We start from the raw sequence: 25,824 nt of genomic DNA, 5'->3' as shown, positions 1-25,824 counted from the left end.
CTCTTCAAGAATCGATCAGCCCATCGCCATGCCGACCGAACTCCAGAGCCTGCGAAGGTCGTCGGCGCTAGGCGGCCGGCCGCTGTCCTTGAGAATGCGGATCGCCGATGCCGCCTCGGGCTTCTTGCGCTCCGACAAGCGCCGCGACAGCAGTTCGAGAAACACGGACAAATCGTCGTCGCCGTGCTGCTTCACGAACTCGGCGACCGTCTCGACCATGGCCGCTTCGAGCGTCGCATACGACATCGTGCTCGCCAGATGCGAAGCGCCGCGCGAAAGCTCGAGCTCATAGCGCGCGGCGCATTCCACCAGTTCCGATCGGGGGCGCGGACGGGGGATCCGGTCGATATCGTTGTTCTTGCCCGGCTTTCCGTACATGCCACGACCGTCGACGGCCATCTTTTGCAAGGTGCTGCTCATCGTGTGTCTCTCCTCAGTGCCGGCTGGGCTTTGCATTGACTCCGGTCCCATGCAAGGCCAAGAGCGGATTCATCGTGTCCAAGCGGTTGATCGAACGATCAATCGTGGTCGTGCCAGTGATCGTGATGGCCGCCGTCCGGCACGATGATGCAACCGCTCAACGCGCCTCCTAGACAGACCGCCATCAAGACCAACGCAATGATTCTTTTCATGACATTCCTCCCGAGTGGGTGCCTGGAACCAAGATAGGGATCGAGGCGATTACCTTTGTGTTTGTGTGTAACGAGACGTGTCGTATGCGGCGGACGCGCTATCGGAGCGCAGCGGCAACCGAACGGGCGTACGCGATTCGCGTAAGCCCGCGCGAGATGGCGGTTAAGGCAAGGAAATGGGCGGGATTGTCAGGCGATGCACCGCGGGCGCGACAGCGGACATTTACTTACAAATGTGTCGCCATCGAGGGGGAATCGGCTTCCATCGGACGTTATATTGAACTGCACCGAATAGGAGGACGCTGTCATGAACCACTCATCGAACGCGGCGAAATCGAAGTCGGCTCGTATTCGTGTTCTCGCCGCCGCAACCGCTGTCGCCGTGACGGCGACATGCGCAACCGGCATCGCGGCATTCGCGGGACTGCTGCCCGCATCGAAGGGCGTAGCCCTTGCCATGACCACGACGCCGTTGATCGACGTGCAATTCGCCGCCGGGACGAAGGCGCGTCGCCACTACGTGATCAACCCTGATCCGGGCGCGTTCGCAGTAGAAGTCGCGGCCGAGCGCGGCCATTTCCGGCCGGCGAACACGCAGGGCTTTGCGGTGCGCGAAGCTACCTTCGCGCCTGGTACGACGCCTTCGGCTTTGGCGCCGAATGTCTAGCCGTCATGAAGCGGGCGCCATGACGCGGCGCCCGCCGAAATTCGCTCAATGCCGCGTATCCGGCAGTGACCGGATCAGCGCATTGACGCTCATGTCTTCTTCGAGATCGGGCCAAATCAGCTCTTGCCGGTCGATCGAAATCGCGAAGTGACTGCGTTCGTCCGCAGTCGCGGCCGCCAGTACCGGAAACCAGCGCAGGGGAAACTCGAGCTCCTGGCCGTCGGACAACTGGAGAAACAAATGAGTGGGATCGAAGCGTACGTCAACGGCGCTGGTTTCCATGGTCGTCTCCAGAGTTCAGAGCGATAGAACTTCGGCTTACAGAATAGGTCGCGGCTTTGTTGCGTCAAGCACGCCGCCGGCGCCCGCAACGGGGCCGGGCGACCCGCATGGCGCGATGTAGGCGGGCGCTGCGCATGCGGCGCCTCGGGGCCACGCCTGCCTACAAGAAGCAAACCTCAAGCCAACTACCGGTTTTCACCTATCAAGCAACCCGCTGCCTGTGCCGATAACACATTGGACAAGCTGCCACCGACGCCATGCGGAGCGCAGCGCCCACGACGCAGTCAGACCATGCCAGGCAAGCCGACCCTTCTCGATTCGATTCTCGCGACGCCGCCGTCCGGCCACAGCGACGTTACGCCGTCCATTCGCGCGTCGCTGCTCTCGACGCTATTCGAGAACACCCGCTCGATGCTCATGGCAGGCACCGCCGGCGCGTTCGTGGCGGTGGTCGCGCTCGTGCGCTTGCGCGCGGAATGGGCGTTGTGGTGGCTCGTCGTCGATCTCGCGCTGCTCGCGGCGCGGTTCGGCATCATCCGCAGCTATGTCGCGCGCAATCGCGTCGAAGCTGTGCATCCGGGCCCCTGGGCGGCGCGCTACGCACCGATATCGCTCGTCTACTGCCTCGCGATCGGGGCCGGAACGATGGGCTGCGTGATGTCGCCCGACGCCGAGCTGGCCTCGCTCGCGACGATGGTAACGGCCGGCATTCTCGGCGGCATCGCCTCGCGCAACGCGGCCTTGCCACGCCTTGCGATCGCGCAGATCTGCCTCGGCGCGCTGCCGATCGGCGTGGGCGCCGCGCTCGCGCCGCGCAGCTCGGCGTGGATTCTGATCCCGCCGCTCTTTATGTATATCGGCGGCATGGCTGCGATCGTCCGACGGCACTACGACAGCCTCGTCGCGCTGATGACGGCGGAGCAGAAGCACGCGGAGCTTGCGGCGCGCTTCGACGCGGCGCTGACCCACATGCCGCACGGCCTCTGCACGATCGACGACACCGGCAAGGTCGTGATCGCGAACCGCCGGACCGCCGAGCTGTTCGGCGCGACCGTCGAAATGCTGCGTCTCAACGTGCCGCTGCCGGAGTTCATCGGGCACGCGGGCCTCGCGAAGTTCGGGGAGACGCTCAGACGTCAGCTCGTCGAGCGATGCACCGCGTGGCTCGCGGAGGAGCGCACGCCGCTCGACCTGCCGCTCAACGACGGCCGCCGCCTCGAAATGACGCGCAACCCGGTACCGGACGGCAGCGCCGTGATCATCATCGAGGACGTGACGGAGCGCCGCCTCTCCGAAGCGAAAATCCTGCACCTCGCGCGGCACGACCCGCTCACGGGCCTGCCGAACCGCCGCGAATTGAGCGAGCGGCTCAGCCAGTTGCTGGCGCGTAATGTGGCCAATCAAGCGGCGCCGCTCGCGGTGATGTATCTCGACCTAGACGGCTTCAAGCAGGTCAACGACAGCCTCGGCCATCATGCCGGCGACGAGGTCCTCGCCGCCGTGGCGGCGCGTCTGCGCGCGATGCTGCGCTCCGGGGACGGCGAGCTGGTGGCCCGGCTCGGCGGCGACGAATTCGCCGTCATCGTCGAGCACGCCGCACCGGCGATGAGCGAAGCGCTGGCCGAGCGCGTCATTTACCGGCTATCCGAGCCCTATTCGCTGTCGACCGGCGAAACGGTCGGCATCGGCACGAGCATCGGCATTGCGTTTGCCGTCAACGGCGATACGTTCGAACGCCTGATGCGGCGCGCGGACGCCGCGCTGTACGACGCCAAGACCGCGGGCAAAGGGACGTTCCGGTTCGCGTCGATCAAGGGGAACAACGAAGCGGTCATCGCGCTGGCGAACCGGCATGCGACTCGCGGAAGCAGCGAGTTGGTCTAGTCGAACTCGATTTCGCCGCTCTCGTACAGCTCGCCCAAGCGGCGGACTTGCTCCGGCAACACGCGGGCGGGCGAAAGCGGCGGCAGCGCATCGAGGGGGAAGAATTCGGCGGCATCGGTTTCCAGGCCAGGCGGCGTGCCCGGCGTAATGACTTCGCCGAGAAACACCAGCAGCCAGATATGGAAGAGCGTCGGCGGATGCGCATGCTTGCGCTGATCCCAAGCCGCAAGGAGCCGCGTCACGCGCACCGTATAGCCGCTTTCCTCCTGCACTTCACGCACCGCGTTTTCCACGGGCGTCGCGCCCACGTCGGCCCATCCGCCCGGCAGCGACCAAAGACCGTCCCCTTTTTCGCGCACGAGCAGCACGTGGCCGGCTTCGTTGAACACCGCGCATCGAACGCCGATCTTGGGATTGGCGTAGCCCTCCTCCTTTGAGAAAAGCTGCGCGACTTCCGCCGTATCGAAGTTCGCGATTTCAGCGAGCTGTGTGTGGGCGATGCTCTCGATTTCCTGATAGCGCTCGACGTCGAATTGATCCTTCGTGTAGTGAAGGCCGGTTTGCGCAAGCGCGAGCAAGCGGCGCGCTTGCTCCAATCGTCGATTCGTCAACTTGGGTCCTCACCGGTAGCTGCTGGAAGCCCATAGGTTAGCAGCGTCGGCGTTTGCGTTGAAATGGCCGCGACCCTGGCGGCGCGTGAGCTCGATGTCAGCCGCTGCCGCATCGGCGACAGCGGCGTCAAGCGTGGCCGCGATTCACTGGCCAAAGAAAATGTCGCATTGCGGGCGCGACGAACACGTGTGCGCGCGCATGCCGCCCGCTGTGCTGCGCGTATCCGGCACGCCGCCATAGGACGTATCCGTGCTCGATTGCGCGGACGTATTGGCGTTCTGCATCATCTGCGCCTGACCCTGCGTCTGCGGGTCCTGCGGCTGCTGTGTTTCGGCAGCGCTCACGGCGCCCGCCGCCGCGAGCAGCAGCGCGCCCGCTATCGGCAATACGAAGCGTGATTTCATCTCGACACTCCTTTCATGCTGCGCCAATTGCCCGACTGAAAATCGCGGCAACTCGCTAGCCTGGACGGGTTGGCGCGCCGGCATTCGACCAGCGTGCAACGGCCCGGGAATTGGACGTTATTGGGTTTCTAAGAGAGTTAGGCGTTGGAAAGCTGAAACCGATTTCCAGCGCATGACGCTAATGCCGATACGGCGGATTAGCGCTGGCAGATACGTGCGGAAAGGGCGCACGCAATTCTGCGCATCATGACTTCGTGAGTCGGCGAACGCGAATTAGGCCGCGCTGCTTCAATCAATATAGGGAATGCGGCCGGCATTACCAGACAAAATTGCCGCACGAATCAAAGCGGCTCCGCGCCCTCGGTTTCGAGGTCGAGGGACCAGGCCGGCACGACACGATTGCGGCCCTGGCTCTTCGCGGCATACAACGCGTTGTCGGCGCGCGCCATGAGATCCGCGAGCGGTTCGCCGTCGCGGTATTCGTCAATGCCGGCGCTGAACGTGCACGACAGCGCCTCGGCCGCCACCTTGCAACGCGATGCCGACACACCCACGCGCAGCCGGTCGATCATCGCGGCCGCCTCTTCGCCTTCGTCGGCCGGAAAGAACACCGCAAACTCCTCGCCGCCGAGACGGCCGAAGAGATCGAACGAGCGCAGATTGTCGGCGATGACGGACGCGAAATGCGCGAGCACGAGATCGCCGCTCGCGTGGCCGTATTTATCGTTGATGGCCTTGAAGTGATCGATGTCGACGATCGCCATGAAGATCCGCTCGTTCGTCCCCTTCATCGATTTCGCCATCGCATGCGCCTGCGCGAGAAACGCGCGGCGCGCGAGCGCACCCGTCAGTTCGTCGACGTTCGCGAGGCGTTCGAGCTGCTCGGCCATGCGGTCGTGCGCGAGCATCACCATGCCGATCGACATGCACGGCAGCATCAGAATGCCGAGCCCGAGAAACGCGATGTTGAGCGGCGTCGATTCCAGCAGCGCGTGCTGCTGAATGAGCCCGAGGCCGTAGGTCAGCCCGCGAATCGCGTGCCCCACGCCGCCGAGAAACGCGACGATCGTCACGAAACGGTAGGCGTATTTCGGCCGCTGCGGCGGACGCGCCCGGCTCGCCAACCATCCCACCGCCAGGTAGATGTACGCGTGAAAGGCCGAGACCGCTGCGATGCGCACGGAGATGTCGGGCGCGACGTAAGTCCAGTACGCGATTGCCAGCATCATGACGGCGAGCGCGACGTATTCCGGCCACCATGCGCGCCGCCGCCCGAAAAACAGCCGGCAGCCGTGCAGCACCAGCAGCACGGCAAGGCCAAGCAAACCGTTTGCGCCAAGAATCGCGATGCCGCGCGGCGCATGCCCTTGCATGGCGAACAGCACGAACGAGACGATTGATATGGCGTTGGCGCTGATCCAGTACGTCACCCCCGGAATCGCGGCGGAGCGCATTGAACCGAGCACCGCCATGCTCATGAGGCCGGAGAGAACCGTGACGGCAAGAATACTGACTGGGCTGAATAGCATAGGCGCGCGGGAAAAGGTGCCGCCAACACTCCGCAACGTAGTTACACGAACTGGTTAACGGCCGGCTCGGCGCACTCTTGATGCCGGCGCACTTAATTGTTGCGTACGCAACTAAGTTTGCACTCGAAACGCTTGCGCTACTTTGCGCTACGAGCGGATGCCGAAAAAACTATGCCACAGCGAATTGAATACGCCGGCGTGACGCTGGTCTTGCGTCGATGGTTCGTCCGCTTGTTTGCCCGCTGCTGCGTCTGCTGTTTCGTTTGCGGTTTCGCTACTGGACGGCTCCGGCTCGGCCGCGGAGGCGGATTTGGCGGCCGATGCGGCTGTCGGCTCCTCAGCCGGCGCTTCGGCCTCGGCGGCATTCGCCGGAGCGCTGGCCGGCGCTTTGCGCGATTCATGCAGCGCCCAGACGCTGTTGGCAATGCGCGTCGCGAGCGGGACGTCGCAATCGCGGCCGAGCAGGACGCCGAACAGCACATCGCGGTTGTGCCCTTCCTCCGCGAAGCGCATCGCCACTTTCACGAGCGCCGCGTACGACGCCTCGGCGGCGTCCCGGGCCTGCGCCTCGCGCTCGGACTTCGCGCGCTTTTCCTGTTCTCGCTGATGGCCGTGGCGCCGCATCTCGTCCGCGTACACGGCGTCGTACACCTTGCGCTGCAAAGGGTCCGACAGGATCGTGTAAGCCTCCTTGATCTCCAGAAACGCCGCCCGAGCCTGCTCCTCGCGGCCAACGTTGCGATCGGGGTGCCACTTCATCACGGCCTTGCGATACGCGGCCTTGATTTCGTCGACGGTGGCGTCCTCGCGCACACCCAGCGTGTCATATAGCGTCGCCATCCATTGCTCGATTCAAGTTGCATGCCGGGCCATCGTAGCACGCACGCATGGCAGCCCCGGGACGCCCAAGCACCGTCCCGCGCGGACGCGTAGCATAGCGCCAAGCGCCTCGCCGGCAACGCCGCCGCCCTATTCCGCCGTTGTTTCGCCAGAAAACAATATCCCATTCGCCTGTAAGAATTTTCGTCTTCGAACGACTCAATCGGGTCTCGCCCCACGAACCGAATACAAAACGAAGACGCCACCATGGACGATATCGATTTCACCTGCACGATGTGCGGCAACTGCTGCCATGACCTGCGCCTGCCATTGACCGTCGCCGAAGCGACGGCTTGGATCGAGCGCGGCGGGCAGGTTCAAGTGCTGTGCGAAGCGCTGCCCTGGCTCGAGGAGCCCGGTGCGGACGATCTGCAGGCCCAGCACAAGCGCAGGCGCTCGTTTGCCGCGACGAGCGGTACGCTGCCCGCGCGCGTCATCGTCGTGTTGGCGGGAACGTTCGCCGGTCCGTGTCCGAATCTCGGGCCCGACATGCGCTGCGGAATTTACGAGAGCCGCCCGCTCGTCTGCCGGGTCTATCCCGCCGAGATCAATCCGTTCGTGCCGCTCGTGCCGAGCCACAAGGGCTGTCCGCCCGAAGCGTGGGCGCCGTCGACGCCTTACGTCCGGCACGGCGTGATCGTCGACGCGGCGCTGCGCGAATTGATCGCGCGCTCGCGCAGCGCGGACGAGCTTGAAGCACCGATGAAACGGGCCGTTTGCGCCGCGCTCGGCATCGACAAGGCCGCGGTTTCCAACGAAGGCTTCGTCGCGCACGCGCCGCAAGCGGCGGCGCTGCACGCGGCATTGACGCAGGCGCAGGCCCGCGCCTCGGCCGATTTGCCGAACGATGCGCGCACGGAGACGCCCTGGTCGTTCGTATCGAACCAGCGCAAGACGGTGGATGTGTTGGTGTCGGTCGGCGCGCTCGGCGAATTTGTCGACGCCGCATCCGAATCGCAGCCCGCCGCGTATGAGTATTTAGGGTTCCTGGCCCCATCGGCCTAGCCGTTTTGCCCGTATTTGGAGAACCGCCATGTTGAAACGTATCGGCAGATATTTCGTGCTCGTGGGCCTGTTGCTCGCGTCCGGAATCGCGGGGGCCGGCCAACCGGGGGCCGGCGAACGACCGTTCGACCAGGCTGCCTTTGACCATCTGAAGGCCGAAGGCAAGCCCGTCGTGGTCTACTTCCACGCGACGTGGTGTCCTACCTGCAAGATCCAGCAGCCGATCGTCGACCGGCTCAGCGCGTCGGCCGACCTGAAAGACGTGACGCTCTTCGAAGCCGACTACGACAAGGAGGTCGCGCTCAAGCGTGCGTTGCACGTGACGCAGCAGTCGACGTTCGTCGTCTTCAAGAACGGACACGAAGTCGCCCGTTCAACCGGCGAAACCGCCGAGCCGGCGATCAAGAGCACGCTCGAGAAGGCCCTGTGATGGACTTGGGCGGCGCCTTCACCTGGAGCACCTACGGTCTCGGCCTGCTGGCCGGCTCGCTGTCGACGCTCTCGCCGTGCGTGCTGCCGCTGATCCCGATCCTGATGGCTTCGGCGCTCGCCGCGCACCGCCTGGGTCCGCTCGCGCTCGCGGCCGGGCTCGGGCTTTCGTTTGCCGCGATCGGCATTTTTCTGGCGGCCGCCGGCGCGTCGCTCGGCCTCGATGACGACGTGCTGCGCAAAATCGCGGCGGTGCTGCTGATCGTGTTCGGCGTCGTCATGCTGTCGCGCCGCTTGCAGACGCGTTTCGCGAGCGGCGTGTCTCCGCTCGCCGACCGTGCCCAAGGGTGGCTCGCCAAGCTGAAAGGCGATACGGTGCTCGGCCAGTTCGGCATCGGCCTGTTGCTCGGCGCGGTGTGGGCGCCGTGTGTCGGTCCGACGCTCGGCGCGGCGACGACGCTCGCGGCGCAAGGCAAGCACCTCGGCGACATCGCGGCGCTGATGGCGTGCTTCGGCATCGGCGCCGCGCTGCCGCTGATGCTTTTGGGCTCGTTCTCGCGCGCGGCGCTCGTCAAGTTTCGAGGCCGTGTCGGCGCGATTGGCGCGGCTGGACGGATTGCGCTCGGCACGCTGTTCGTCGCGTTCGGCGTCTTGATCGTGACCGGCCTCGATCGTCAGCTCGAATCGGCGCTGCTCGCGCTGAGCCCCGACTGGCTGACCGCGCTGACCACCTCGATCTGAACCTCCGGCACGCACCTGCCCAGGCGCGCGCCCCCGGCAAAGAACGCTTGCGGCTCAAACACTTGGCCGGCCTGTGCCCAAGTTACCCACAGCCTTGCCAACAAAAAATGGGGATAAGTTCGGGCCCAGCGCGCCCACCCGGCTTTCATTGGGTTTCGTTCACGCGCTTGAAACAGTCGAGAGCCGCGAACTTCAATGCCATCCCACGTATTGGCGTATCCCCTGGCTGGACATGGAATTACGGCCGGATAGCATGGATGCGTCAGTGTCCCGCGAAAGCGGACGGCTGATCCGAGCAATAACGGCGTTAAGCGCCCGCCCTTTACGGGGCGGGCTTTTTTTTGTCGATTGAAGTTATCGCTTTAGCGTGTCGGCCGGAGTTAGTGCATTTGCACTTATTCCGGCCCCATGCAGAGCATTACTCGGATCCCATGCAAAGCCGCACTCAGCACGTACTGCCCAATAAAACAATGAATGAATAAATTAACGATTTGGGTAATGAAAACTAATGCTTGATTTTGCCGCTCAATTGGATTTGAATGACGTTTCTCGGACTGTCATGCGTTTTGAATAGATTCGCCGGCGAACTAAAGGGATTAATTTCATCCGAGAGCTTTAATCCGCCGGATTGTTTCAAAAATGTTCTCAGTGCGCCGCCCCCCCGACGCAATACGAAGCACATTCGCACACAACCCCCGGGAAACGAGTATGAGCGAGAAAAAGAAAGCGCTAGTCGACACCGCTACGCGGTTATTTGCGCAACACGGCTATCACGCTGTGGGGATCGATCGCATTATCGCCGAGTCCCAAGTCGCAAAGATGACGATGTATAAGTACTTTCCGTCGAAGAGCAAGCTCGTCGTCGAAGTACTGAATACACAGAGCGCGGCACGCGCCGCCGAAATCGCTGCTGCGGTCGCGCCGCATTCCGATCCATTGGAGAAACTGCATGCGGTTTTCCTTTGGCATAACACATGGATCAATTCGGATAGTTTCACCGGCTGCATGTTCACCAATGCCGCCGCCGAATTCCATGCCGAGGAAAACGAAATTCTCGCGGCAGCATCGGTGCAAAAAGAGGGATTTGTCCGCACGCTCGTGGGTATTCTCGCCGACGTCCTCGATGCCGAAAACGCGGAGAAAGCCGCGCGCCGTTGCGTCATGCTGCTAGACGGCGCGACGATTGCCGCGCAGGTCAGCGGCCGCCAAGACGCCGCGCTCGATGCGTGGGAGATTGCCGCAGCCCTCATCGAAAGCGAACGCCTGCAAGTTGCCTGATGCACCACAGGCGGGCCGCGCCAGCCGTTGCGGCCCGCCTGCGGTGAGAACATTCGGGAGCCCGCGCCGCTCGGGCCGGGAGCGGCAAGCCGGACGCGACGCCCGTCGCGGCGCACTGATCTTGTGCTTTAAAAAGGCCACGGCCAAAATCCGAGATCGCGTTACACTCAGTCCGTAAATCACATCCAACAACGACTCGAGGATACGTTCGATGCGCACTACCGGCTCATCCGGAGCAATGACCCTGCTCACCGAATTCGACGACGCGAGCAACCGCGAAGTCCGTTCGCTGCGGCTCGAAGCAACCGCGGACGGTAAAGGCATTCTTCTGATCGATATCGATGAACGCAAGCCCGGCATCCATCGGGAAGTGCGCTACGAAATCACGCCTGCAGAGCTGATCGCGGCGATCCGCGCACATGGGGCCGAGCTGCCCGGCGAGCATCACGCGCGCTGAACCGGCCGAACCGAAAGCCTCACATTCAATTGCACGTCCCGGCCGGCCAACCAGCGGCCGGCACCTTCGCACGTCGCGGCGCTACCTCCTGAGCAACGCCTGAGCGGCGCTTCAAGCCTTGCTTTTTTCCACTCGGCCCCGAGTTTTGGACTGCGCCGTCTGCGCGATTTTGAATAAACTGGAAGACGTCATTACGCGCATGGGCATTGCGTGAGCGGCACTCGCCGTTCACTGAAATGCGTGATAATCCTAAGGTTTCCAAACCGCCTCACAGACCTATTCCAAGGCCGAGGAAGTAAGCCGATGCTACATGACCTCGTCGTGCGCTATGGCCCAGCGCTCGTATTTGCCAACGTGCTAGCCGCGTCGCTGGGTTTGCCTGTCCCCGCGCTGCCGACGCTCGTTCTATTCGGAGCCATGGCCGCGCTCCATCCTGAATCGGTGGGGGCACAGCTCGCGCCCGTGCTGGTGCTTTCGGTATTCGCTACGCTCATCGGCGATAGCGCCTGGTTCCTCGCTGGCCGCATTTACGGCGGCAACACGCTGAAAACCATTTGTAAGCTCTCGTTGTCGCGCGATACGTGCGTCAAGAAAACGGAGCGCTTCTTCGGCCGCTGGGGCGTGCGCGTATTGGCAGTGGCGAAGTTCGTGCCGGGGCTGTCGATCGTCTCCATCCCGATGGCCGGCGCGATGAACACGCCCTACCGCAACTTCCTTTTGTACGACGGTATCGGCGCGGCGATCTGGGCGGGCGTCGGGCTCATCGTCGGCGCAGTCTTTTCGCAGCAGATCGACATGCTGTTCGCGGGCATCAACCGCCTCGGCAAAGCCGCGGCGCTCATCGCCGTTGTGCTGCTGCTGCTTTACGCAGCCTATCGCTGGACGCGCCGCCGCGCACTGATCAAGAAGCTCGCAGCCGCGCGCATCAAGGTCGACGAACTGTACGACCTGATGCGCGAGGAGCAAACGCCGATCGTGTTCGACATCCGCTCGGACGAAAAGCGCGTGCTCGATCCGTACGTGATTCCCGGCGCGGTGTTCGCCGACGAGCGTCATCTCGAGGACATCGTCAAAACCTACCGTCCCGAGCAGAAGCTCGTCATCTATTGCTCGTGTCCGAACGAGGTGTCGGCCGCGTGGATGGCGAAGCAACTGACCGAGGCCGGCTTCAACGACGTGGTGCCGCTGCTCGGCGGCATCGATGCGTGGCGCGACGCCGGTCGCCCGTTGTCGCCGCTGCCGGGGGCGACAACGTCGATGCCGGACGGCGCGGCGGAGCCAACGCCGAAGGCCGTTTAAGCCGCCTGTTCATCTCCGCCGTTCACCAAGCGGCGCATGCACCGGCGGGTTCGCCAAATCCGCCGGGCGCCGCGTGTCGCCGGTCCCCTATTTCCCCCAAGGAGTCTTCCGAATGCCTGCGTCAAGCGATGTCGAAGGACAACCGGTAGTCGAAGCACCGTACTCGTCGCTGCATACGCGGCTCCATCAGTTGCATCCGCAGCTCACGCCCGAGGAAATCAAGCGGATGCGCCGCTTCGGCACGGAGAAGCACTGCGAATCGGGCGAGCTGCTGTTCCAGACCGGCCGCCCCGGTGCAGGCATGTTCGTCCTGCTGAGCGGCACCGTGCGCGTCCTGCAGCGCGACGCCTTCGGAAACGAGCATCTGGTCGTCGAACATCACGCAGGCGGCTTCATGGCCGAAGTCGGCCAGCTCTCGGGACGGCATTCGCTCGTCGATGGCGTGGCGGTTGGCCCCGTCGACGTCCTCCTCATTCCGCCCGACCAATTGCGCGCGTTGATCATCGCCGAAGCGGAGCTCGGCGAGCGGATCATGCGTTCGCTGATCCTGCGGCGCGTCGCGCTGATCGAGCACGGCGCGGGCGGCCCGGTGCTGATCGGCAACAGCAACGAGGCAAGGCTCGTCGCGCTGCAAGGGTTTCTGTCGCGCAACGGCCATCCGCACACGGTCCTCGACATGGGCGCCGACAACGATGCGCGCACGCTCGTCGAAAACTTTTCGGCCGAGCCCGACGATTTGCCGCTCGTGATGTGCCCCGACGGCACCGTGCTGCGCCGTCCGAGCGACGGGCTGCTGGCGTCGAAACTCGGCCTGCTGCCGGATCTCGACGACTCCTGCGTGTACGACGTCGCCATCGTCGGCGCCGGACCGGCCGGGCTGGCGACGGCGGTCTATGCGGCATCGGAAGGGCTATCGGTGATCGTGTGCGATTCGCGCGCACCGGGCGGCCAAGCCGGCGCGAGCGCACGAATCGAAAACTATCTTGGCTTTCCGACCGGCATTTCGGGCCAAGCGCTGGCAGGGCGCGCTTTCGTCCAGGCGCAGAAATTCGGCGCGCACGTGGCAATCCCGGTGAGGATCACGGCGCTCCATTGCGGCGAGCGGCCATACCGGCTGGAGACGGGATGCGGCGGTTCGATCTCCTCGCGCTCAGTGGTGATCGCAAGCGGCGCGGTGTATCGGCGGCCGAATATCCAAGGACTCGACAAGTTCGACGGGCGCGGCGTGTACTACTGGGCTTCGCCCGTGGAGGCACGCTTGTGCAAGCATGCGGAAGTCGTGCTGGTGGGCGGCGGCAATTCCGCCGGGCAAGCCATCGTCTATCTCGCGTCGCACGCGAAGCACGTGCACGTGCTGATCCGCAGGAGCGGTTTTGAAGCGACGATGTCGCGCTATCTGATCGACCGGATCGAGTCCCTGCCGAACGTGACCGTGCATACGCATTCGGAAATCGGCAGCCTCGAAGGTGACGAGAGCGGACTCGGCGCGGTCATATTGAAAGAGCCGCTCCCCAACGGCACGGCGCGCTTCGACGTGCGGCATCTGTTCTTGTTCACGGGCGCCGATCCGAACACCGATTGGCTGCGCACCTGCAATGTCGAGCTCGACGCCAAGGGCTTCGTGCTGACCGGCTCGGATGGCCCGAACGAAGCGAGCGGCAACGCGCCGGGGGCAGCGCTCAGCTCGAGCCTGACGACGACCGTCGAAGGCGTGTTCGCGATCGGCGATGCGCGCGCGGGATCGACCAAGCGGGTGGCCGCGGCCGTGGGCGAAGGCGCGGCGGTGGTCGCGCAGATTCACAAGATGCTGGCCGCGCACGCCGGGGAGGCGGTGGAAGGAGCGTGCTAGTTCTCAGAACACCTTCATCGGCACCGTGACGACCATCCGATACTCGTAGTTGCTGCTATCGGAGTAGTACGCCGACCCCTGGTGCCACATCGCGATCAACGTGACTTTCGAATTCTTGAAGCGGCCGCTTTGCAGCGTGTAGGACGGAATGATGCCGAATTCGTGATGGCGTCCCTGCACAGGCTGGCCGTTTCTCCAGTAGACGTTGCTGAACCCGGGCCCGTTCGACCCATACTGATTGGCCGTTGCCGACGCATCCGCGCCCCAGCCCGTCACGCCCCACAGCATCGTCTTAAAGCCCGGCAGGCCCGCGTATTTGCCGTCGAACGTATAACGCAGCTGCAATGACTTTTCGTGCGGCGCGTTGTAGTCGACGTCCATCGAGTTCACGAGGTAGATGCCGCTGGTTTCGTTCACGTAGTCGAAGAACTGGTCGCCAAGAATTTGCTGGTAGCCGACGAGAATGCTGTGCGGCCCATGCTGCGCCGAGAGCGACAAGCTATACGCGTTGTTATCGATCGAGCCTTGATTGGCCGAGCCGTAACTATGCGTCGAATAGACGTTGCCGAAACCCGTCCACTTGAGCGTGTCGACGCTGCCGATGCTGTGCTGAATCGACGCATAGTATTGGCGCCAGACGTCGTCGGCTTGATTCGCGAACAGCGACGCTGAACCGTTTTCCGAGTAGTTCCACGTGCCGCCGATATAGCTCAAGCGCTTGAAGGCGGTTCCGCCATAGGCGGTCGTCATGTCCGTCAGAAATGTGCGCCCGCGCGCATCGACCTTCGTGAAGCTGCCAGCCTGCAGCGAGAGGTTCTTGAATTCGTCGCTGACGAGCGACGTGCCGAGAAACGTCGGCGGCAGTGCGCGATTGTCGTGCGGCTCCATGAACGGATTGTTGTCGACGATCTGCAGGCCGTACTTGATGACCGTTTCAGAGATCCGCGCCTTGACGTCGTAGATGCCGGGGTAGGCCCAGGCGAACTGATCGTATCCACCGCCGCCCTTCGCAACATGAACCATGTTGCCCGCACCTTGACCGCCATCGAGCTTGAAAGCGCCGAACAGCGACGCGTCGAAGCCCAGACCGATCAGCCCTTGCGTGAAGCCCGATTCGAAATTTGCCTGCACGCCCTGCACCCACGCATGCCGGTTGGTCGAATTGGAGTCGCTGGAGCCGTCGACGTGCTGGTAGTCCGAGTAGTTGCGAAATTCGAAATTCAGATGGCTATCGGCGATCAGGCCGTGGCTCTGCGCCTGGCTCGACATCGGCTCGGGCGGCAGCACCGCCTGCGTCGCTTCGACGTCGACGCGCCCGTCCGGCGTCGAAGCCGCCGGCCCCTTTTGAGCGTGGGGCGTCTTCTGCGCCGATGCGCTCGCATTCGCCGTTGCCTTTGCCGAGTCGCCCGCGGCCTGCGAGGTCGCCGCCGTACTCGGGGTTTTCGGCGACGGCGCATCTTCGGCATAGGCGCCGCTCGCGGCAGTCATTGCCAACACGCCTGCGGCCAGCAATGCATGTGAGGTTGTCGAAATCGATCTCTGCTTTCTCATCCGAAACTCTTTATTGTTGAAATAAAAGTGCATCCGCCGACTCGAAGCCAGCGGACGTCTTTCGTTCGCCCTCGCTGCATTGAGGACGAACGCCTCCCTCGGCGCAGCCTGGACTGCGTCGTTGTGAACCATCACTACGGATTTGGCAGGCTCTCTCGCGCCGACCTTCGCCTACTTGAATACAGGCGACGCCTATCCCGAAACGCTTAAACGCCGCGCTCTATCCACGCGAATGGCAATGCAACGCGTGGTTTTCGCAACGTCGAGTTGTATGCGGGACGGGTAACAAAGAAGGTAGCGAAAGGGAACAAAACGCGGCAGGTCTCCAAGCCGCGCATAGGGACTACGGTCTCATTTCAGACCGCTCCAGTCCATTTTGATTTTTTTATTATTTTCGTATCCCTAAATAATTCGCCAACAAGCAATCCACGCTGGACGTGGATTGCGCAGCCTAGGCGCTGATCGCGCCGGCCGTAGATACTAGAACAGCCTAGGCGTACCCACCCAGACCACCATCGTTTCGATGTTGCCGGTGTTCATCCAGGCATGCGGAACCGTCGATTCGTAGTGCGCGCTGTCTCCGGCGTGCAGCTCGAACGTCTTGCCTTCGAGCGTCAGCACCATCTGACCCGAGACCACGTACAGAAACTCTTCGCCCGCATGCGTGGTGACTTCGGAACGCCGCTGCCCCGGCGGCAAGCGCACGAGAATGCTTTCCAACTGGCGGCCGCCGGTCGAATTCGTCAACCGGGCGAAGAGATTCGCCGAATTCGCAAAGCTGAAGAACTTCAATTGATCGCCGCGGCACACCGAACGCTCCTCGCTCGGCGTCTCGACGAAATACTGCATCGTCACGCCGAGGGCGCCAGCGATACCCTTCAGCGACGTCAGCGACGGCGAAGCGAGCCCGCGCTCGACTTGCGACAAGAACGGCTTCGAAATACCGGCTGCGGTTGCGGTTTCGTCGAGCGTGCGCTTCAGACGCTGCCTGAGCGCGCGGATCTTGCTGCCCAGCTCCGAGGAGGAGTGGACGTTTTCAAGTGTAGAGACCATACCAGTCCGTAGTTCGCCAGCCCAAACAGGTTAATGCTGGTTGATTTTGTTAGATGAATGCGGGGTGCCCGGTGCGGGGCAGCCGAGGCGAAGGGGACGCGCAATTTAGAGAAAACACTCTATCTTGCCAGAGGCAAATCGTAAGGCGTATATCCAAGCTTCAGCAATCGGGGAATCAACGATATCAAGATACAAAGGGGCCGGTGCAGGCTTTCTATTGGCAAACGTTTTCGCCCCGCTTACATCGTCTTAAATCGGCACGTCAGTGAATTCCCGTAGTGACGCCCGTGACTTTCCTCTGGACAATCTCGGCACCCTGCGGATCGTCAAGCTTACGATTCGCCTTCGCAACGAATGCCCGCTCAGCGATCCTGAGCGCCGGCTTTCTAAAGCGCGCCCCACCGGGCCGTCGCCACCCCTAAGAAATGACTCAGCTTTCCACTCCCCCGCCTGCTCGCTCTCATCCGGCCCTCGCTCCGTAGAGGCTATTCGTCGCGCGCCGAACCCCCGGATTTTGCTCCAGTATCATGGCGTGCTTTTGGTCAACGCCGCCGCAACCCCGGCCCAATCCGATATGGCGCGACTTAATTCTCAGCATGCCGGGTCGCTTATCTCAATTGTGACCGATGCGAATGCACGCATTGAATCTCGACCGTCGGCAAGCAACAGCGCCTGACATGGGCGGAAGAATTTTCCCAAGCGCCGGTCAGCCATGCGCGTTTCCCGCGTATCTGCCGCAGCAAACGTTTCAAATAAGAGGTCCACGATGAACCAACCAATATCGCAGACCCGCTCGTTTACCACGGTCTTCCTGATCGAAATGTGGGAACGCTTCGGGTACTACGGGATGGCAGCCCTGCTTGTCCTGTTCATGATCGACAAGCTCGGCTTCACCGATAGCCACGCGAACCTCACATGGGGCGCCTTTACCGCGCTCGTCTACGCATCGCCTTCGATCGGCGGCTGGATCGGCGACAAGGTGCTCGGCGCGCGCCGCACGATGGTGTTCGGCGCACTCGTGCTGTGCGGCGGCTACCTGATGCTCTCGCTCCCCAACGACAGCCTCGCGTTCATGTATGCGTCGCTGGGCGTGATCGTCGTCGGCAACGGTCTCTTCAAGGCGAACGCGGCGAACCTCGTGCGTCGCATCTATGAAGGCGACGACGCGCGCATCGACAGCGCGTTCACGATCTACTACATGGCCGTCAACATCGGCTCGACGGTATCGATGCTCGCCACGCCGTGGATCAAGGACCACTGGGGTTGGCACGAAGCCTTCGCCGTGTGCTGCGCCGGCATGCTGCTCGGCGTGATCAACTTCCTGCTGATGCACCGCTCGCTGTCGCGCGTCGGCTCGCTGCCCGACGACCAGCCGATCCGCTGGAACCGTGTCGGCGCGATCGCCGTGGGCGGCGTCGTGCTCGGTCTCGCGACGATGTTCGTGCTGCAGCACAAGGCCGTGGCCGTCGCGTGCGTGTATGCGGCGGGCGTCGCGATTCTCGCGATCTTCGCCTACATGCTCGCCAAGTGCGAAAGCTCCGAGCGCGCGGGCCTGATCGCCGCGCTCGTGCTGACGCTGCAATCGATCCTCTTCTTCATCTTCTATCAGCAGATGTCGACGTCGCTCACGCTGTTCGCGCTGCGCAACGTCGATCCGGGCTTCTCCGTGTTCGGCGTGCATCTATTCTCGTGGAGCGCCGCGCAGTTCCAGGCGCTCAATCCGATCTGGATCATGCTGCTGAGCCCGTTCCTCGCGATGCTCTATACGCGCCTTGCCACCAGCGGCAACGACGTGCCGGTGGCCGGCAAGTTCGCGATGGGCTTCGTGGTGGTTGCGGCAGGCTTCTTCGTCTATGCGATCAGCGGACGCTATGCCGTCGACGGACGCGTGTCGTCGTGGTTCATGGTGTGGGGCTATGGCCTCTACTCGCTCGGCGAATTGCTCGTGAGCGGCCTCGGTCTCGCGATGATCGCGCGCTACGTGCCGACGCGCATGAGCGGCTTCATGATGGGCGCGTATTTCGTCGCGACGGGCGTGTCGCAATACCTCGGCAGCGTGGTCGCGAACTTTGCGCAGATGCCGTCGAACGAGTTGAGCCCGCTGCAGTCGCTGCCGATGTATACGAAGCTTTTCTTTGGCCTCGGCTGGCTTGCCGCAGGTGGCGCGCTGCTCGCGTTCCTGCTGCTGCCGTTCATGGGCAAGCTCTCGCGTCAGCATCATAAGGGCGCTGAACAGCAGCGCGATGCGGGGCGCGCGGAAGCGCTCGCGGCTAAGCAGGCGTAAGTGACTTCAGTTGTTTATCGGCGCTTAGGCGCCGAACGCGAACGGTCCTGCACCGTTCGCTTCTTGCAACAGCGGCTTGAGCTATTGGCAGCTCAGGCCGCTGATCCTCAAGCTTCCCTCCCACCGCCTACGGCTCGATCCTCGCGCGCACGAAGTCGATATGCGACTGCATCGCCGTGCGCGCCTCCTCCGGCTGTCGCGCGCAAATCGCCTCACATAACGTGCGGTGCTGCATCAGCAACTGATCGGACGCGTTCGCGTCCTGTTTCCGCAAACCCGTTCCGCTCGTCGTGATGTGCTCGCGCAGCATGCCGATCACGCTCGTATGCAAGTGCAGGAACATCGCGTTGTGCGACGCCTGCGCAATCGCTTCGTGCAGTCGGGCGTCCGCTCGCGCTTCGGCGGGCTTGTCGTCGGCGGCATGCGAGCGTTCGAGTTCGCCTAGCAGCGCGCGAATCCGCTTGCGGTCTTCCGCGCTGGCGCGCTGCGCGGCGAAGTACGCCGTCGCTCCTTCGAGCACGCGGCGGAACTCCAGAATGTCTTCGCGCAGCGCCGGGTGATCGGCGACCAGTTGCCCCCACGGCGATGCAATGCCCGTGCGCAGTTGATCGGTGACGAATACGCCCGAGCCGCGGCGACTTTGCACCAAGCCGCGCGCCGCAAGCCGCTGGATGGCCTCGCGTATCGTGTTGCGCGATACGTCGTACTGTTCCGCCAGCGCGCGCTCGGCCGGCAGGCGCGAGCCGGCGCGCCAAGTGCCGTCGATCAGCGCAGTCTCCATTTGGCGCATGACGCCTTCGACGCGTCCGCGCGCGGCGCCTCTTGCCGATATCTTTCTAGTTGTCGTCATCAACGTCCTCGCCCTTCGTCTCGCTTCGCGGCCGCTTGCCGCCAGAACTGGTCCAACCAATTTGAGCCCGCGCATGTAAGCGGGAATTATGCGCCGAAGGCCGCAAAAACCGCGCCGACACGTTGGAATCGTCAAGGCTTACGCAGCGGGAAAGCGGCACACGACATCAGCGAGCGAGACATGATCGAACGGCAATACCCCGCCACGCGCCCCACGCACGTCTACTTATTCGCCACCTGTCTGGTGGATCTGTTCGTACCGCAGGCCGGTCTCGATGCGATACGCCTCCTCGAACGCGAGGGCCTGACCGTCCACTTCCCGCGTGCGCAAAGCTGCTGCGGCCAGCCCGCGTACAGCAGCGGCAATCCCGAGCAAGCGCGCGAGGTAGCGCGGGCGCAACTCGATCTGTTCCGCGAGCCCTGGCCGGTCGTCGTGCCCTCGGGATCTTGCGCGGGCATGATGCGACACCATTGGCCGACGCTCTTCGAGAACGATCCGGCCGCTCAGGCGAAAGCGCGTGCGCTGGCCGAGCGCGTCTACGAACTCGGTGAATTTCTGCTGCGCGTGCTCAAGGTTCAGTACGCCGACGAATGCTCGGAAGGACTCGCCCCCGAGCGGGTCGCGCTGCACACATCGTGCGCGGCACGCCGCGAAATGGGGACGCGCGCGCACGGCGTCGAACTCGTCGATGCGCTGCCCGGCGTGACGCGCATCGAGCATGAGCGCGAATCGGAATGCTGCGGTTTCGGCGGTACGTTTGCATTGAAGCACCCCGACATTTCAGGTGCGATAGTGCAGGACAAGATCGCGTCGGCCTGTGCGACTGGCTGCGATCGATTGGTTTCAGCCGATTGCGGATGTCTGTTGAACATCGGCCACGCCGCCGCGAAGCAAGGCGCGCCGCTGCCGGTCGAACACCTTGCATCGTTTCTGTGGCGGCGCACCGGCGGCAACGTGAACGATGCGGGGGAATCGGCATGAGCACGCTTAGCGCACGCGAACGCATACTCGGACGGCTGCGCGCCGCCGCGCCCTCGGCGGCGTCGAATACGCGCGATATCGATGCGCGCATCGATGCTCATTACGAGCAACAGCGTCGAGGGGCTGCTTTATCGGCACAACAACTCGTGCAATCGATGCAAACGGCGCTCACCGCCTCACACGCCGAAGTCTGGTGCGCCGACACCGCATCGTGGCCGGCCCTCGTAGCGCAACGGATGGCTGCGACAGGCGTGCGGCGCTTGCTTGTCGACGACGCGTGCGCGGAAGGCGCCGCTCTGACGCGCGCGCTACCGGCATCGATTGAAGCGCGGCGCTTCGCAACGCCGATCGAAAACTGGAAGGCCGAACTCTTCGACACGGTGGACGCTGGCTTTACCGTCGCCCGTTCCGGCATCGCCTCGACAGGTACGCTGATCGTCGAACCCGATACGGGATCGCCGCGCAGCGTGTCGCTCGCGCCGCCGCTGCATATCGCGCTCGTCCATGCCCACACGCTCTTTCCCGACATGCACGCGGCAGCCAAGGCCGAACGCTGGCGCGACGGCATGCCGACGAACCTCGTACTGATCTCCGGCCCGTCGAAGACGAGCGACATCCAGCAAACCGTCGCCTACGGCGCGCACGGGCCGCGCGAACTGTGGGTCGTGATCGTCACGGACGACGCCACCGCCAATGAGGCTGCTTTGCATGGGACTGGAGACAGCCGATGAGCACGAACCCGCTGCACTTCGTCCCCACCGAAGACTTCAAGGCGCGCGCCCGCGCGGCGCTCGACGATCCGAAGCTGCGCAAGAGCATGCGCGGCGCGATGAATTTTCTGCAAAGCAAGCGCGCGATCCAGTTTCCCGACGCCGATGAACTCGAGCATCTGCGCGATCTCGGCGAAGCGGTGCGTCAGCATGCGCTGTCGCGGCTGCCCGATCTGCTCGCACAACTCGAAGAGAAACTGACTGCCGCCGGCGTGCAGGTCCATTGGGCCGAGACCGCCGACGAAGCCAACGCCACCATCGAACGGATTGCGAAATCGCACGGCGCGCGACGCATCGTCAAAGGCAAGTCGATGGCGAGCGAAGAGATCGAGTTGAATCACTATCTCGCCGAGCGCGGCATCGACTGCATCGAGGCCGACATGGGCGAGTACATCATCCAGCTAGCCGGCGAGAAGCCCGTGCATATCGTGATGCCCGCGCTTCACAAGACCAAAGCGGACATCGGCGAGCTGTTCGAAGCACGCATCCCCGACGCGCATTACACCGAGGACGTAGACGAACTGATTCAGACCGGCCGGCGCGCGCTGCGCCAGACGTTCGTCGACGCGGATATCGGGCTCTCGGGCGTCAACTTCGCGGCGGCGGATACCGGCACGCTCTGGCTCGTGGAGAACGAAGGCAACGGCCGCCTCGTGACGACCGTGCCGGACGTGCACATCGCGATCATGGGCATCGAGAAGGTCGTTGAGAAGCTCGAACATATCGTGCCGCTCGCGAGCCTCTTGACGCGATCGGCCACCGGGCAGGCGATCACGACTTACTTCAATCTGATTTCAGGGCCGCGGCGGGCCGGTGAGCTCGATGGGCCGCGCGAGGTGCATCTCGTGCTGCTCGACAACGGGCGCACGCAGGCGTATGCGGACGAGCAATTACGCGCGACGCTGCAATGTATCCGGTGCGGGGCGTGTATGAATCACTGTCCGGTTTATGCGCGTATCGGTGGGCATGCTTATGGCACGACCTACCCGGGGCCGATCGGCAAGATCATCTCGCCGCATTTGCTTGGGCTTGAGGCAACGGCGGATTTGCCGACGGCGTCGAGTTTGTGCGGGGCTTGTGGGGAGGTGTGTCCGGTGCGGATTCCGATACCGCAATTGCTGATTCGGTTGAGGACAGAGGCGAATCGGAATCCGCATGAAGCAGTCGAGCATCCGTTGCGTGGGCAAGGGGCGAAGTTCAGTCGCGGGGAACAGTTGATTTGGCGGTTTTGGAGTGGAGCGTTTGGGCATCCGCGCGTGTATCGGGTGTTTCGGTGGGCGGCGACGAGGTTGCGTGCGTTGACGCCGGCGAGGCAGATGGGGTGGACGCGGTATCGGATGCCGCTTGAGCCTGCGAGGCGGAGTCTGGCGGATTTGTTGCGGGAGCGGGGGCAGGGGGAATAGACGGAAAGGCTTCGTGGTTCCTTCCGCCAATGTCCGTGAAATCTACGGCGATAGCGGCGCTTCGGCTTGTCACGCCGGAGCGCCGCACATTGACCTCTTACTGGACTCGCGCCAGATCCTTGCCGATCATCGCCACGATCGCTTGCTCGCAGGCCTTGATGCCCTCAACCGACTCGTCGAACTTGTCCTCGAGCGTGCCGAAGGTACCGTATCGGTAGGTCGCATCGCTTTCGATGTGGACGCTGTTTGCCTTCATGTCGTAGCCACAGGCGAACGTCTTGTTGTACATGTCCTGCTTCGTCTTCGCATCGAGAACGCGCGCACGCAAGACCACTGCCGGCATGAATTCGGCGGATTCGGGCGGTGATAGATAGCCAAACGAAGTGAACCACATGCTCAGGATGCCATCGGCGTCGGTATGGACGCCGGAGTAGTCATCCGACTTGCCGTCCGATGACATTTGCACCTTCTGGTCGTCTCCCAGTTTGACGACCTGATATCCGTCCGCGGTGAGCCGATCGACGACGCCGTCGACCACCACCGGCGCAAACACGATCTTTTCGTCTGCGACGCGCTTGCTGTACGTGTTCGTGTGGCTGTTGTTGACTGCCACTTGCGTTAATGCGCCGATCAGACCGAACGCAGCCGCCGCGCCGCCCGTGTTGACGACGCCTTCCTTCTCCGGCTCCTTGACTTGGAGAACGGCGATCGAATGGAGCTTCTCGCGGTTCTCGGCATTCAGGTCGGTTTTCGGCAGGGATGCGCAACCCGACAGAAGCGCGATCATCAGGAAGCATGTGCCCAGTGTGGCTCTCGAGACTGTTTTCATTGACTGAGTAAGTTTTTATGTTGATGAAGAATCTAGGCCCGTGACGGGTCGGACGACCCGCCGTTCCGGCCTAACGTCGTAACGCTCATTGAGTCGGTGAGATAGAAGTCAGGATGCGGCCCCCCGTGGTTGATGTCGGCTATTGCGCCAATGCAGCCGCCGCGCCGCTGTCCGGAACGGCAACAGCATCGGCATGGGTGCCGTGCGTCGGCGCATCGACGATCGCGCCACTTGCCGCGGCAGCCGGCGCAGGCGGTGTCGCCGCGTGCGTGCTCGTGGGGAAGACGTCCAAGTAGCGCATCTTTTCGTGCCCTGGATCGAAGACCCACGCCGACGGCACCACGGCCGGAGATTTACCGCTGCTTTGGACATACGCGCCGAGCGCATCGAGCAGCTCTTGCGCATCCCAGCCGATGATTCGCGCGTGCATCGTTGCGCCGTCGTTGAACATCCGGATCGTGCCTTCGTATCGCCAACGCGTCGCACCACCGCCGCCGCCCGTGTAGATAAAGATCGGGGCCGCGTGGGTCTTGTGCAGCATGTTTCGATCGATCGAGGCCATGTGCACAGAGTCGTCGTAATGCGGCGCCGAACTGAGCGATGCGGCGGGCGGCAGGATGACGAAGTACTTGAAACCGGACAGCTCGGTCAACTCGGCGCAACGGAACAGGAAGTAGCGCTGGACCAGCTCGCGCGAGGTGTAGCCGTTGCCCTGGAATTTCACGTAGTAGGTTTCATCGTCGATGCGCCGGTCGGTATAGCCACCCGTTGCGCCGTGGGGCTGATATGCCGTGACGCAGGCGGTAAGCATGACTGAAAGGCAAGCGGCCGCTATGACGGCCTTTCTCCGAATGGCTCGAATTAAGGTCATTGTTATTTAATCTGTTTGAAACTGCGGGCTCGGCGGGTAGTGGGTGCTCGGCGCGCAGGGATTGAGACGGTATCGCTTATAGGGATATCGTCGGGGGGTGGAAATTCTTTAGGTTTTGGGGGGTGATTTGGTGCGATTGGGTCGGCGGCTTTGGGGGACGCTCGAACGCGGTCATTTTGACTAAAGCACAAACCGGGTACGCAAGCTGCATACGAAATATTGGAACCGATCAAACCTTTGGGGTGCAGCAGTTCACACGCGGCTGAATTCGTCTAATTGCTGCCATTTGGAAACCGGTACAAACTCACTGCGGCTCTTAGGGCCTCTTCGTACATTCTGACTGCAAACAGACGCTAGCGATGCACCTGTCAACTGCCGAGGCACATCGCTACATGATTTACGTGAATCCAGTTGCCTAGAGGCAATCCCACTCAACGACAGCGTTACTTTACGATTTCTCGTTTCCTCATGAAATCATATGGATCCGTGTACTCGGTAAGCGGAGAAATAGGCAACCAGTCTTTTGGAATATAGGGACTATCGACAATAATTTGATAACCGCGCATCCACGCGAGTTTGCTATAAAGCACGGCAGGGGTACAGATCAAATTAGCGCTAAACCCTCCCTCCAAAGAAATGCGTCGAGCAATAAGTTTTTGGGAGGTCAATTCCTTGATAATCGATACCATCCCATCGACATCGCCCTTTGCCAACGCGAGGTAATACTGATGATCAATCAAAAATTTTTTTTCTCGGCTTCCCTTTGGCGGATTTGCGATGATGCGCTCGCAGCGCGAGACCAGAATGTCCCACTCACCCCTCAACGCAATGAAAAATTGCTTGGTCCAAAAATCAAATACTCTAACGTCATTGGTGCGACGCGCATCAAACATTTCATCGACCCCGGCATACCATTCGATCAAACCAGAATGGCCAGATACCAAATAAAACAATCCGCGCAACGCCCAACTCTCATACGCCTGCACGCCACCCGTTTCGTTATATGGCTCGTGCATCAAGATATATTCCAACTTACCGCGAGCGTAAAGCCAATTCTTAAAAGCCGCAAGATCGCCATTCTGATACCAACTTGCCATCGCCGATACTTCGGCGTGACTAATGAGGATACGCAAACTTCCAGAAGGACTACCCGTGTTATTTTCGATATTTGAAACACATTGACCCAATAGTTCCCCGGCGAGATTGGCATCGCGCTGATCGATAATGTGTGCAAATCGGTTCGCAGCTTCTTCAGTAATTGGCATTTCCGTCATACATCTCACCC

25 protein-coding genes are annotated in these 25,824 nt (G+C 62.5%); 13 read left to right on the top strand and 12 right to left on the bottom strand.

The genetic code is table 11. From position 1 onward, the window contains the following. Positions 1-15: 15 nt before the first annotated feature. Entirely contained in the window at positions 16-420 is a 405-nt protein-coding gene (locus AAHK20_RS13585; protein ID WP_449181983.1) for a hypothetical protein, read from the bottom strand. Between the two features lie 519 nt (positions 421-939). Between AAHK20_RS13585 and AAHK20_RS13580 the strand changes: the two genes are divergently transcribed. Further along, on the top strand, positions 940-1,299 hold the full coding sequence (locus tag AAHK20_RS13580) for a hypothetical protein (protein ID WP_449181982.1): 360 nt from the start codon (positions 940-942) through the stop codon (positions 1,297-1,299). A 45-nt stretch (positions 1,300-1,344) separates the two neighbouring features. On the opposite strand, the gene AAHK20_RS13575 is transcribed toward AAHK20_RS13580, so the two are convergent. Continuing rightward, positions 1,345-1,581 carry a DUF2442 domain-containing protein gene (locus AAHK20_RS13575; protein ID WP_449181981.1) on the bottom strand — a complete coding sequence of 79 codons (237 nt, stop codon included), beginning with the start codon at positions 1,579-1,581 and terminating at the stop codon, positions 1,345-1,347. A 291-nt stretch (positions 1,582-1,872) separates the two neighbouring features. Between AAHK20_RS13575 and AAHK20_RS13570 the strand changes: the two genes are divergently transcribed. Further along, positions 1,873-3,465: a diguanylate cyclase domain-containing protein gene (locus AAHK20_RS13570; RefSeq protein ID WP_449181980.1), complete on the top strand. Its 1,593-nt coding sequence runs from the start codon at positions 1,873-1,875 to the stop codon at positions 3,463-3,465. Here the strand turns inward: AAHK20_RS13570 and AAHK20_RS13565 are convergent. From AAHK20_RS13565 to AAHK20_RS13550, 4 genes are all read right to left on the bottom strand, one after another. Continuing rightward, positions 3,462-4,076: an NUDIX hydrolase gene (locus AAHK20_RS13565; RefSeq protein WP_449181979.1), complete on the bottom strand. Its 615-nt coding sequence runs from the start codon at positions 4,074-4,076 to the stop codon at positions 3,462-3,464. The genes AAHK20_RS13570 and AAHK20_RS13565 overlap by 4 nt on opposite strands. Before the next feature lie 144 nt (positions 4,077-4,220). Beyond that, positions 4,221-4,481: a hypothetical protein gene (locus tag AAHK20_RS13560; RefSeq protein ID WP_449181978.1), complete on the bottom strand. Its 261-nt coding sequence runs from the start codon at positions 4,479-4,481 to the stop codon at positions 4,221-4,223. Positions 4,482-4,822: 341 nt separating this feature from the next. After that, positions 4,823-6,010, bottom strand: coding sequence for a GGDEF domain-containing protein (locus AAHK20_RS13555; protein ID WP_449181977.1), 1,188 nt, complete (start codon positions 6,008-6,010; stop codon positions 4,823-4,825). A gap of 147 nt (positions 6,011-6,157) precedes the next feature. After that, positions 6,158-6,850 carry a J domain-containing protein gene (locus AAHK20_RS13550; RefSeq protein WP_449181976.1) on the bottom strand — a complete coding sequence of 231 codons (693 nt, stop codon included), beginning with the start codon at positions 6,848-6,850 and terminating at the stop codon, positions 6,158-6,160. Positions 6,851-7,096: 246 nt separating this feature from the next. On the opposite strand from AAHK20_RS13550, the gene AAHK20_RS13545 reads away from it, so the two are divergent. The 7 genes from AAHK20_RS13545 (at position 7,097) to AAHK20_RS13515 (ending at position 13,947) form a co-directional block, all read left to right on the top strand. Continuing rightward, positions 7,097-7,894, top strand: a complete 798-nt coding sequence (locus tag AAHK20_RS13545; protein WP_449181975.1) for a YkgJ family cysteine cluster protein — start codon at positions 7,097-7,099, stop codon at positions 7,892-7,894. Positions 7,895-7,922: 28 nt separating this feature from the next. Then, entirely contained in the window at positions 7,923-8,324 is a 402-nt protein-coding gene (locus tag AAHK20_RS13540) for a thioredoxin family protein (protein WP_449181974.1), read from the top strand. Continuing rightward, positions 8,324-9,064, top strand: coding sequence for a cytochrome c biogenesis CcdA family protein (locus AAHK20_RS13535; protein ID WP_449182223.1), 741 nt, complete (start codon positions 8,324-8,326; stop codon positions 9,062-9,064). The genes AAHK20_RS13540 and AAHK20_RS13535 overlap by 1 nt, the downstream gene beginning before the upstream one ends. A 708-nt stretch (positions 9,065-9,772) precedes the next feature. Continuing rightward, entirely contained in the window at positions 9,773-10,342 is a 570-nt protein-coding gene (locus AAHK20_RS13530) for a TetR/AcrR family transcriptional regulator (protein WP_449181973.1), read from the top strand. Between the two features lie 211 nt (positions 10,343-10,553). Next, complete coding sequence (locus tag AAHK20_RS13525; RefSeq protein ID WP_449181972.1) at positions 10,554-10,799, top strand: hypothetical protein; 246 nt, start codon at positions 10,554-10,556, stop codon at positions 10,797-10,799. Between the two features lie 303 nt (positions 10,800-11,102). Further along, positions 11,103-12,098, top strand: coding sequence for a DedA family protein/thiosulfate sulfurtransferase GlpE (locus tag AAHK20_RS13520; RefSeq protein ID WP_449181971.1), 996 nt, complete (start codon positions 11,103-11,105; stop codon positions 12,096-12,098). 112 nt (positions 12,099-12,210) lie between these two features. Beyond that, positions 12,211-13,947: an FAD-dependent oxidoreductase gene (locus tag AAHK20_RS13515; RefSeq protein WP_449181970.1), complete on the top strand. Its 1,737-nt coding sequence runs from the start codon at positions 12,211-12,213 to the stop codon at positions 13,945-13,947. Positions 13,948-13,950: 3 nt separating this feature from the next. On the opposite strand, the gene AAHK20_RS13510 is transcribed toward AAHK20_RS13515, so the two are convergent. Both AAHK20_RS13510 and AAHK20_RS13505 read right to left on the bottom strand, forming a co-directional pair. After that, the gene (locus AAHK20_RS13510; RefSeq protein WP_449181969.1) at positions 13,951-15,498 is read right to left on the bottom strand and encodes an OprD family outer membrane porin; all 1,548 of its coding nucleotides are present in this window, start codon (positions 15,496-15,498) and stop codon (positions 13,951-13,953) included. A 480-nt stretch (positions 15,499-15,978) separates the two neighbouring features. After that, positions 15,979-16,551, bottom strand: coding sequence for a helix-turn-helix domain-containing protein (locus AAHK20_RS13505; protein ID WP_449181968.1), 573 nt, complete (start codon positions 16,549-16,551; stop codon positions 15,979-15,981). 766 nt (positions 16,552-17,317) lie between these two features. Here AAHK20_RS13505 and AAHK20_RS13500 point away from each other — a divergent pair. Then, positions 17,318-18,835 carry a peptide MFS transporter gene (locus AAHK20_RS13500; protein ID WP_449181967.1) on the top strand — a complete coding sequence of 506 codons (1,518 nt, stop codon included), beginning with the start codon at positions 17,318-17,320 and terminating at the stop codon, positions 18,833-18,835. Between the two features lie 127 nt (positions 18,836-18,962). On the opposite strand, the gene AAHK20_RS13495 is transcribed toward AAHK20_RS13500, so the two are convergent. Then, positions 18,963-19,685, bottom strand: a complete 723-nt coding sequence (locus AAHK20_RS13495; RefSeq protein ID WP_449181966.1) for a FadR/GntR family transcriptional regulator — start codon at positions 19,683-19,685, stop codon at positions 18,963-18,965. Positions 19,686-19,865: 180 nt separating this feature from the next. Here AAHK20_RS13495 and AAHK20_RS13490 point away from each other — a divergent pair, with 180 nt between their 5' ends. From AAHK20_RS13490 to AAHK20_RS13480, 3 genes are read left to right on the top strand one after another with little or no spacing between them, the layout of a single operon-like run. Further along, positions 19,866-20,666 (top strand): (Fe-S)-binding protein, encoded by an 801-nt coding sequence (locus tag AAHK20_RS13490; RefSeq protein ID WP_449181965.1) that lies wholly within the window; start codon positions 19,866-19,868, stop codon positions 20,664-20,666. Then, positions 20,663-21,397 carry a LutC/YkgG family protein gene (locus tag AAHK20_RS13485; RefSeq protein ID WP_449181964.1) on the top strand — a complete coding sequence of 245 codons (735 nt, stop codon included), beginning with the start codon at positions 20,663-20,665 and terminating at the stop codon, positions 21,395-21,397. Before AAHK20_RS13490 ends, AAHK20_RS13485 begins: the two co-directional genes overlap by 4 nt. Then, positions 21,394-22,839 (top strand): LutB/LldF family L-lactate oxidation iron-sulfur protein, encoded by a 1,446-nt coding sequence (locus AAHK20_RS13480; protein ID WP_449181963.1) that lies wholly within the window; start codon positions 21,394-21,396, stop codon positions 22,837-22,839. Before AAHK20_RS13485 ends, AAHK20_RS13480 begins: the two co-directional genes overlap by 4 nt. 97 nt (positions 22,840-22,936) lie before the next feature. On the opposite strand, the gene AAHK20_RS13475 is transcribed toward AAHK20_RS13480, so the two are convergent. The 3 genes from AAHK20_RS13475 to AAHK20_RS13465 all read right to left on the bottom strand — a co-directional run bounded on the left by AAHK20_RS13475 (position 22,937) and on the right by AAHK20_RS13465 (position 25,813). Next, the gene (locus tag AAHK20_RS13475; protein WP_449181962.1) at positions 22,937-23,668 is read right to left on the bottom strand and encodes a hypothetical protein; all 732 of its coding nucleotides are present in this window, start codon (positions 23,666-23,668) and stop codon (positions 22,937-22,939) included. A 139-nt stretch (positions 23,669-23,807) separates the two neighbouring features. Continuing rightward, a complete protein-coding gene (locus AAHK20_RS13470) occupies positions 23,808-24,539 on the bottom strand; it encodes a CC0125/CC1285 family lipoprotein (protein WP_449181961.1) in 732 nt (243 codons plus the stop codon). 443 nt (positions 24,540-24,982) lie between these two features. Next, entirely contained in the window at positions 24,983-25,813 is an 831-nt protein-coding gene (locus AAHK20_RS13465; protein WP_449181960.1) for a hypothetical protein, read from the bottom strand. Between the last annotated feature and the right edge of the window lie 11 nt (positions 25,814-25,824).

The sequence above is a fragment of the Trinickia camelliae genome, from assembly GCF_053525655.1.
Note: the sequence above shows the minus strand (reverse complement) of the source record. Positions and strands in the feature narration are given on the sequence as shown.

What these genes read in the sequence shown, in the direction of transcription:
- AAHK20_RS13485 (WP_449181964.1), top strand. Translation starts at nt 20,663, where the DNA reads ATGAGCACGCTTAGCGCACGCGAACGCATACTCGGACGGCTGCGCGCC.
- AAHK20_RS13550 (WP_449181976.1), bottom strand. Translation starts at nt 6,850, where the DNA reads ATGGCGACGCTATATGACACGCTGGGTGTGCGCGAGGACGCCACCGTC.
- AAHK20_RS13480 (WP_449181963.1), top strand. Translation starts at nt 21,394, where the DNA reads ATGAGCACGAACCCGCTGCACTTCGTCCCCACCGAAGACTTCAAGGCG.
- AAHK20_RS13470 (WP_449181961.1), bottom strand. Translation starts at nt 24,539, where the DNA reads ATGACCTTAATTCGAGCCATTCGGAGAAAGGCCGTCATAGCGGCCGCT.
- AAHK20_RS13585 (WP_449181983.1), bottom strand. Translation starts at nt 420, where the DNA reads ATGAGCAGCACCTTGCAAAAGATGGCCGTCGACGGTCGTGGCATGTAC.
- AAHK20_RS13555 (WP_449181977.1), bottom strand. Translation starts at nt 6,010, where the DNA reads ATGCTATTCAGCCCAGTCAGTATTCTTGCCGTCACGGTTCTCTCCGGC.
- AAHK20_RS13490 (WP_449181965.1), top strand. Translation starts at nt 19,866, where the DNA reads ATGATCGAACGGCAATACCCCGCCACGCGCCCCACGCACGTCTACTTA.
- AAHK20_RS13575 (WP_449181981.1), bottom strand. Translation starts at nt 1,581, where the DNA reads ATGGAAACCAGCGCCGTTGACGTACGCTTCGATCCCACTCATTTGTTT.
- AAHK20_RS13580 (WP_449181982.1), top strand. Translation starts at nt 940, where the DNA reads ATGAACCACTCATCGAACGCGGCGAAATCGAAGTCGGCTCGTATTCGT.
- AAHK20_RS13530 (WP_449181973.1), top strand. Translation starts at nt 9,773, where the DNA reads ATGAGCGAGAAAAAGAAAGCGCTAGTCGACACCGCTACGCGGTTATTT.
- AAHK20_RS13545 (WP_449181975.1), top strand. Translation starts at nt 7,097, where the DNA reads ATGGACGATATCGATTTCACCTGCACGATGTGCGGCAACTGCTGCCAT.
- AAHK20_RS13495 (WP_449181966.1), bottom strand. Translation starts at nt 19,685, where the DNA reads ATGACGACAACTAGAAAGATATCGGCAAGAGGCGCCGCGCGCGGACGC.
- AAHK20_RS13505 (WP_449181968.1), bottom strand. Translation starts at nt 16,551, where the DNA reads ATGGTCTCTACACTTGAAAACGTCCACTCCTCCTCGGAGCTGGGCAGC.
- AAHK20_RS13535 (WP_449182223.1), top strand. Translation starts at nt 8,324, where the DNA reads ATGGACTTGGGCGGCGCCTTCACCTGGAGCACCTACGGTCTCGGCCTG.
- AAHK20_RS13540 (WP_449181974.1), top strand. Translation starts at nt 7,923, where the DNA reads ATGTTGAAACGTATCGGCAGATATTTCGTGCTCGTGGGCCTGTTGCTC.
- AAHK20_RS13465 (WP_449181960.1), bottom strand. Translation starts at nt 25,813, where the DNA reads ATGACGGAAATGCCAATTACTGAAGAAGCTGCGAACCGATTTGCACAC.
- AAHK20_RS13510 (WP_449181969.1), bottom strand. Translation starts at nt 15,498, where the DNA reads ATGAGAAAGCAGAGATCGATTTCGACAACCTCACATGCATTGCTGGCC.
- AAHK20_RS13500 (WP_449181967.1), top strand. Translation starts at nt 17,318, where the DNA reads ATGAACCAACCAATATCGCAGACCCGCTCGTTTACCACGGTCTTCCTG.
- AAHK20_RS13475 (WP_449181962.1), bottom strand. Translation starts at nt 23,668, where the DNA reads ATGAAAACAGTCTCGAGAGCCACACTGGGCACATGCTTCCTGATGATC.
- AAHK20_RS13570 (WP_449181980.1), top strand. Translation starts at nt 1,873, where the DNA reads ATGCCAGGCAAGCCGACCCTTCTCGATTCGATTCTCGCGACGCCGCCG.
- AAHK20_RS13525 (WP_449181972.1), top strand. Translation starts at nt 10,554, where the DNA reads ATGCGCACTACCGGCTCATCCGGAGCAATGACCCTGCTCACCGAATTC.
- AAHK20_RS13520 (WP_449181971.1), top strand. Translation starts at nt 11,103, where the DNA reads ATGCTACATGACCTCGTCGTGCGCTATGGCCCAGCGCTCGTATTTGCC.
- AAHK20_RS13515 (WP_449181970.1), top strand. Translation starts at nt 12,211, where the DNA reads ATGCCTGCGTCAAGCGATGTCGAAGGACAACCGGTAGTCGAAGCACCG.
- AAHK20_RS13560 (WP_449181978.1), bottom strand. Translation starts at nt 4,481, where the DNA reads ATGAAATCACGCTTCGTATTGCCGATAGCGGGCGCGCTGCTGCTCGCG.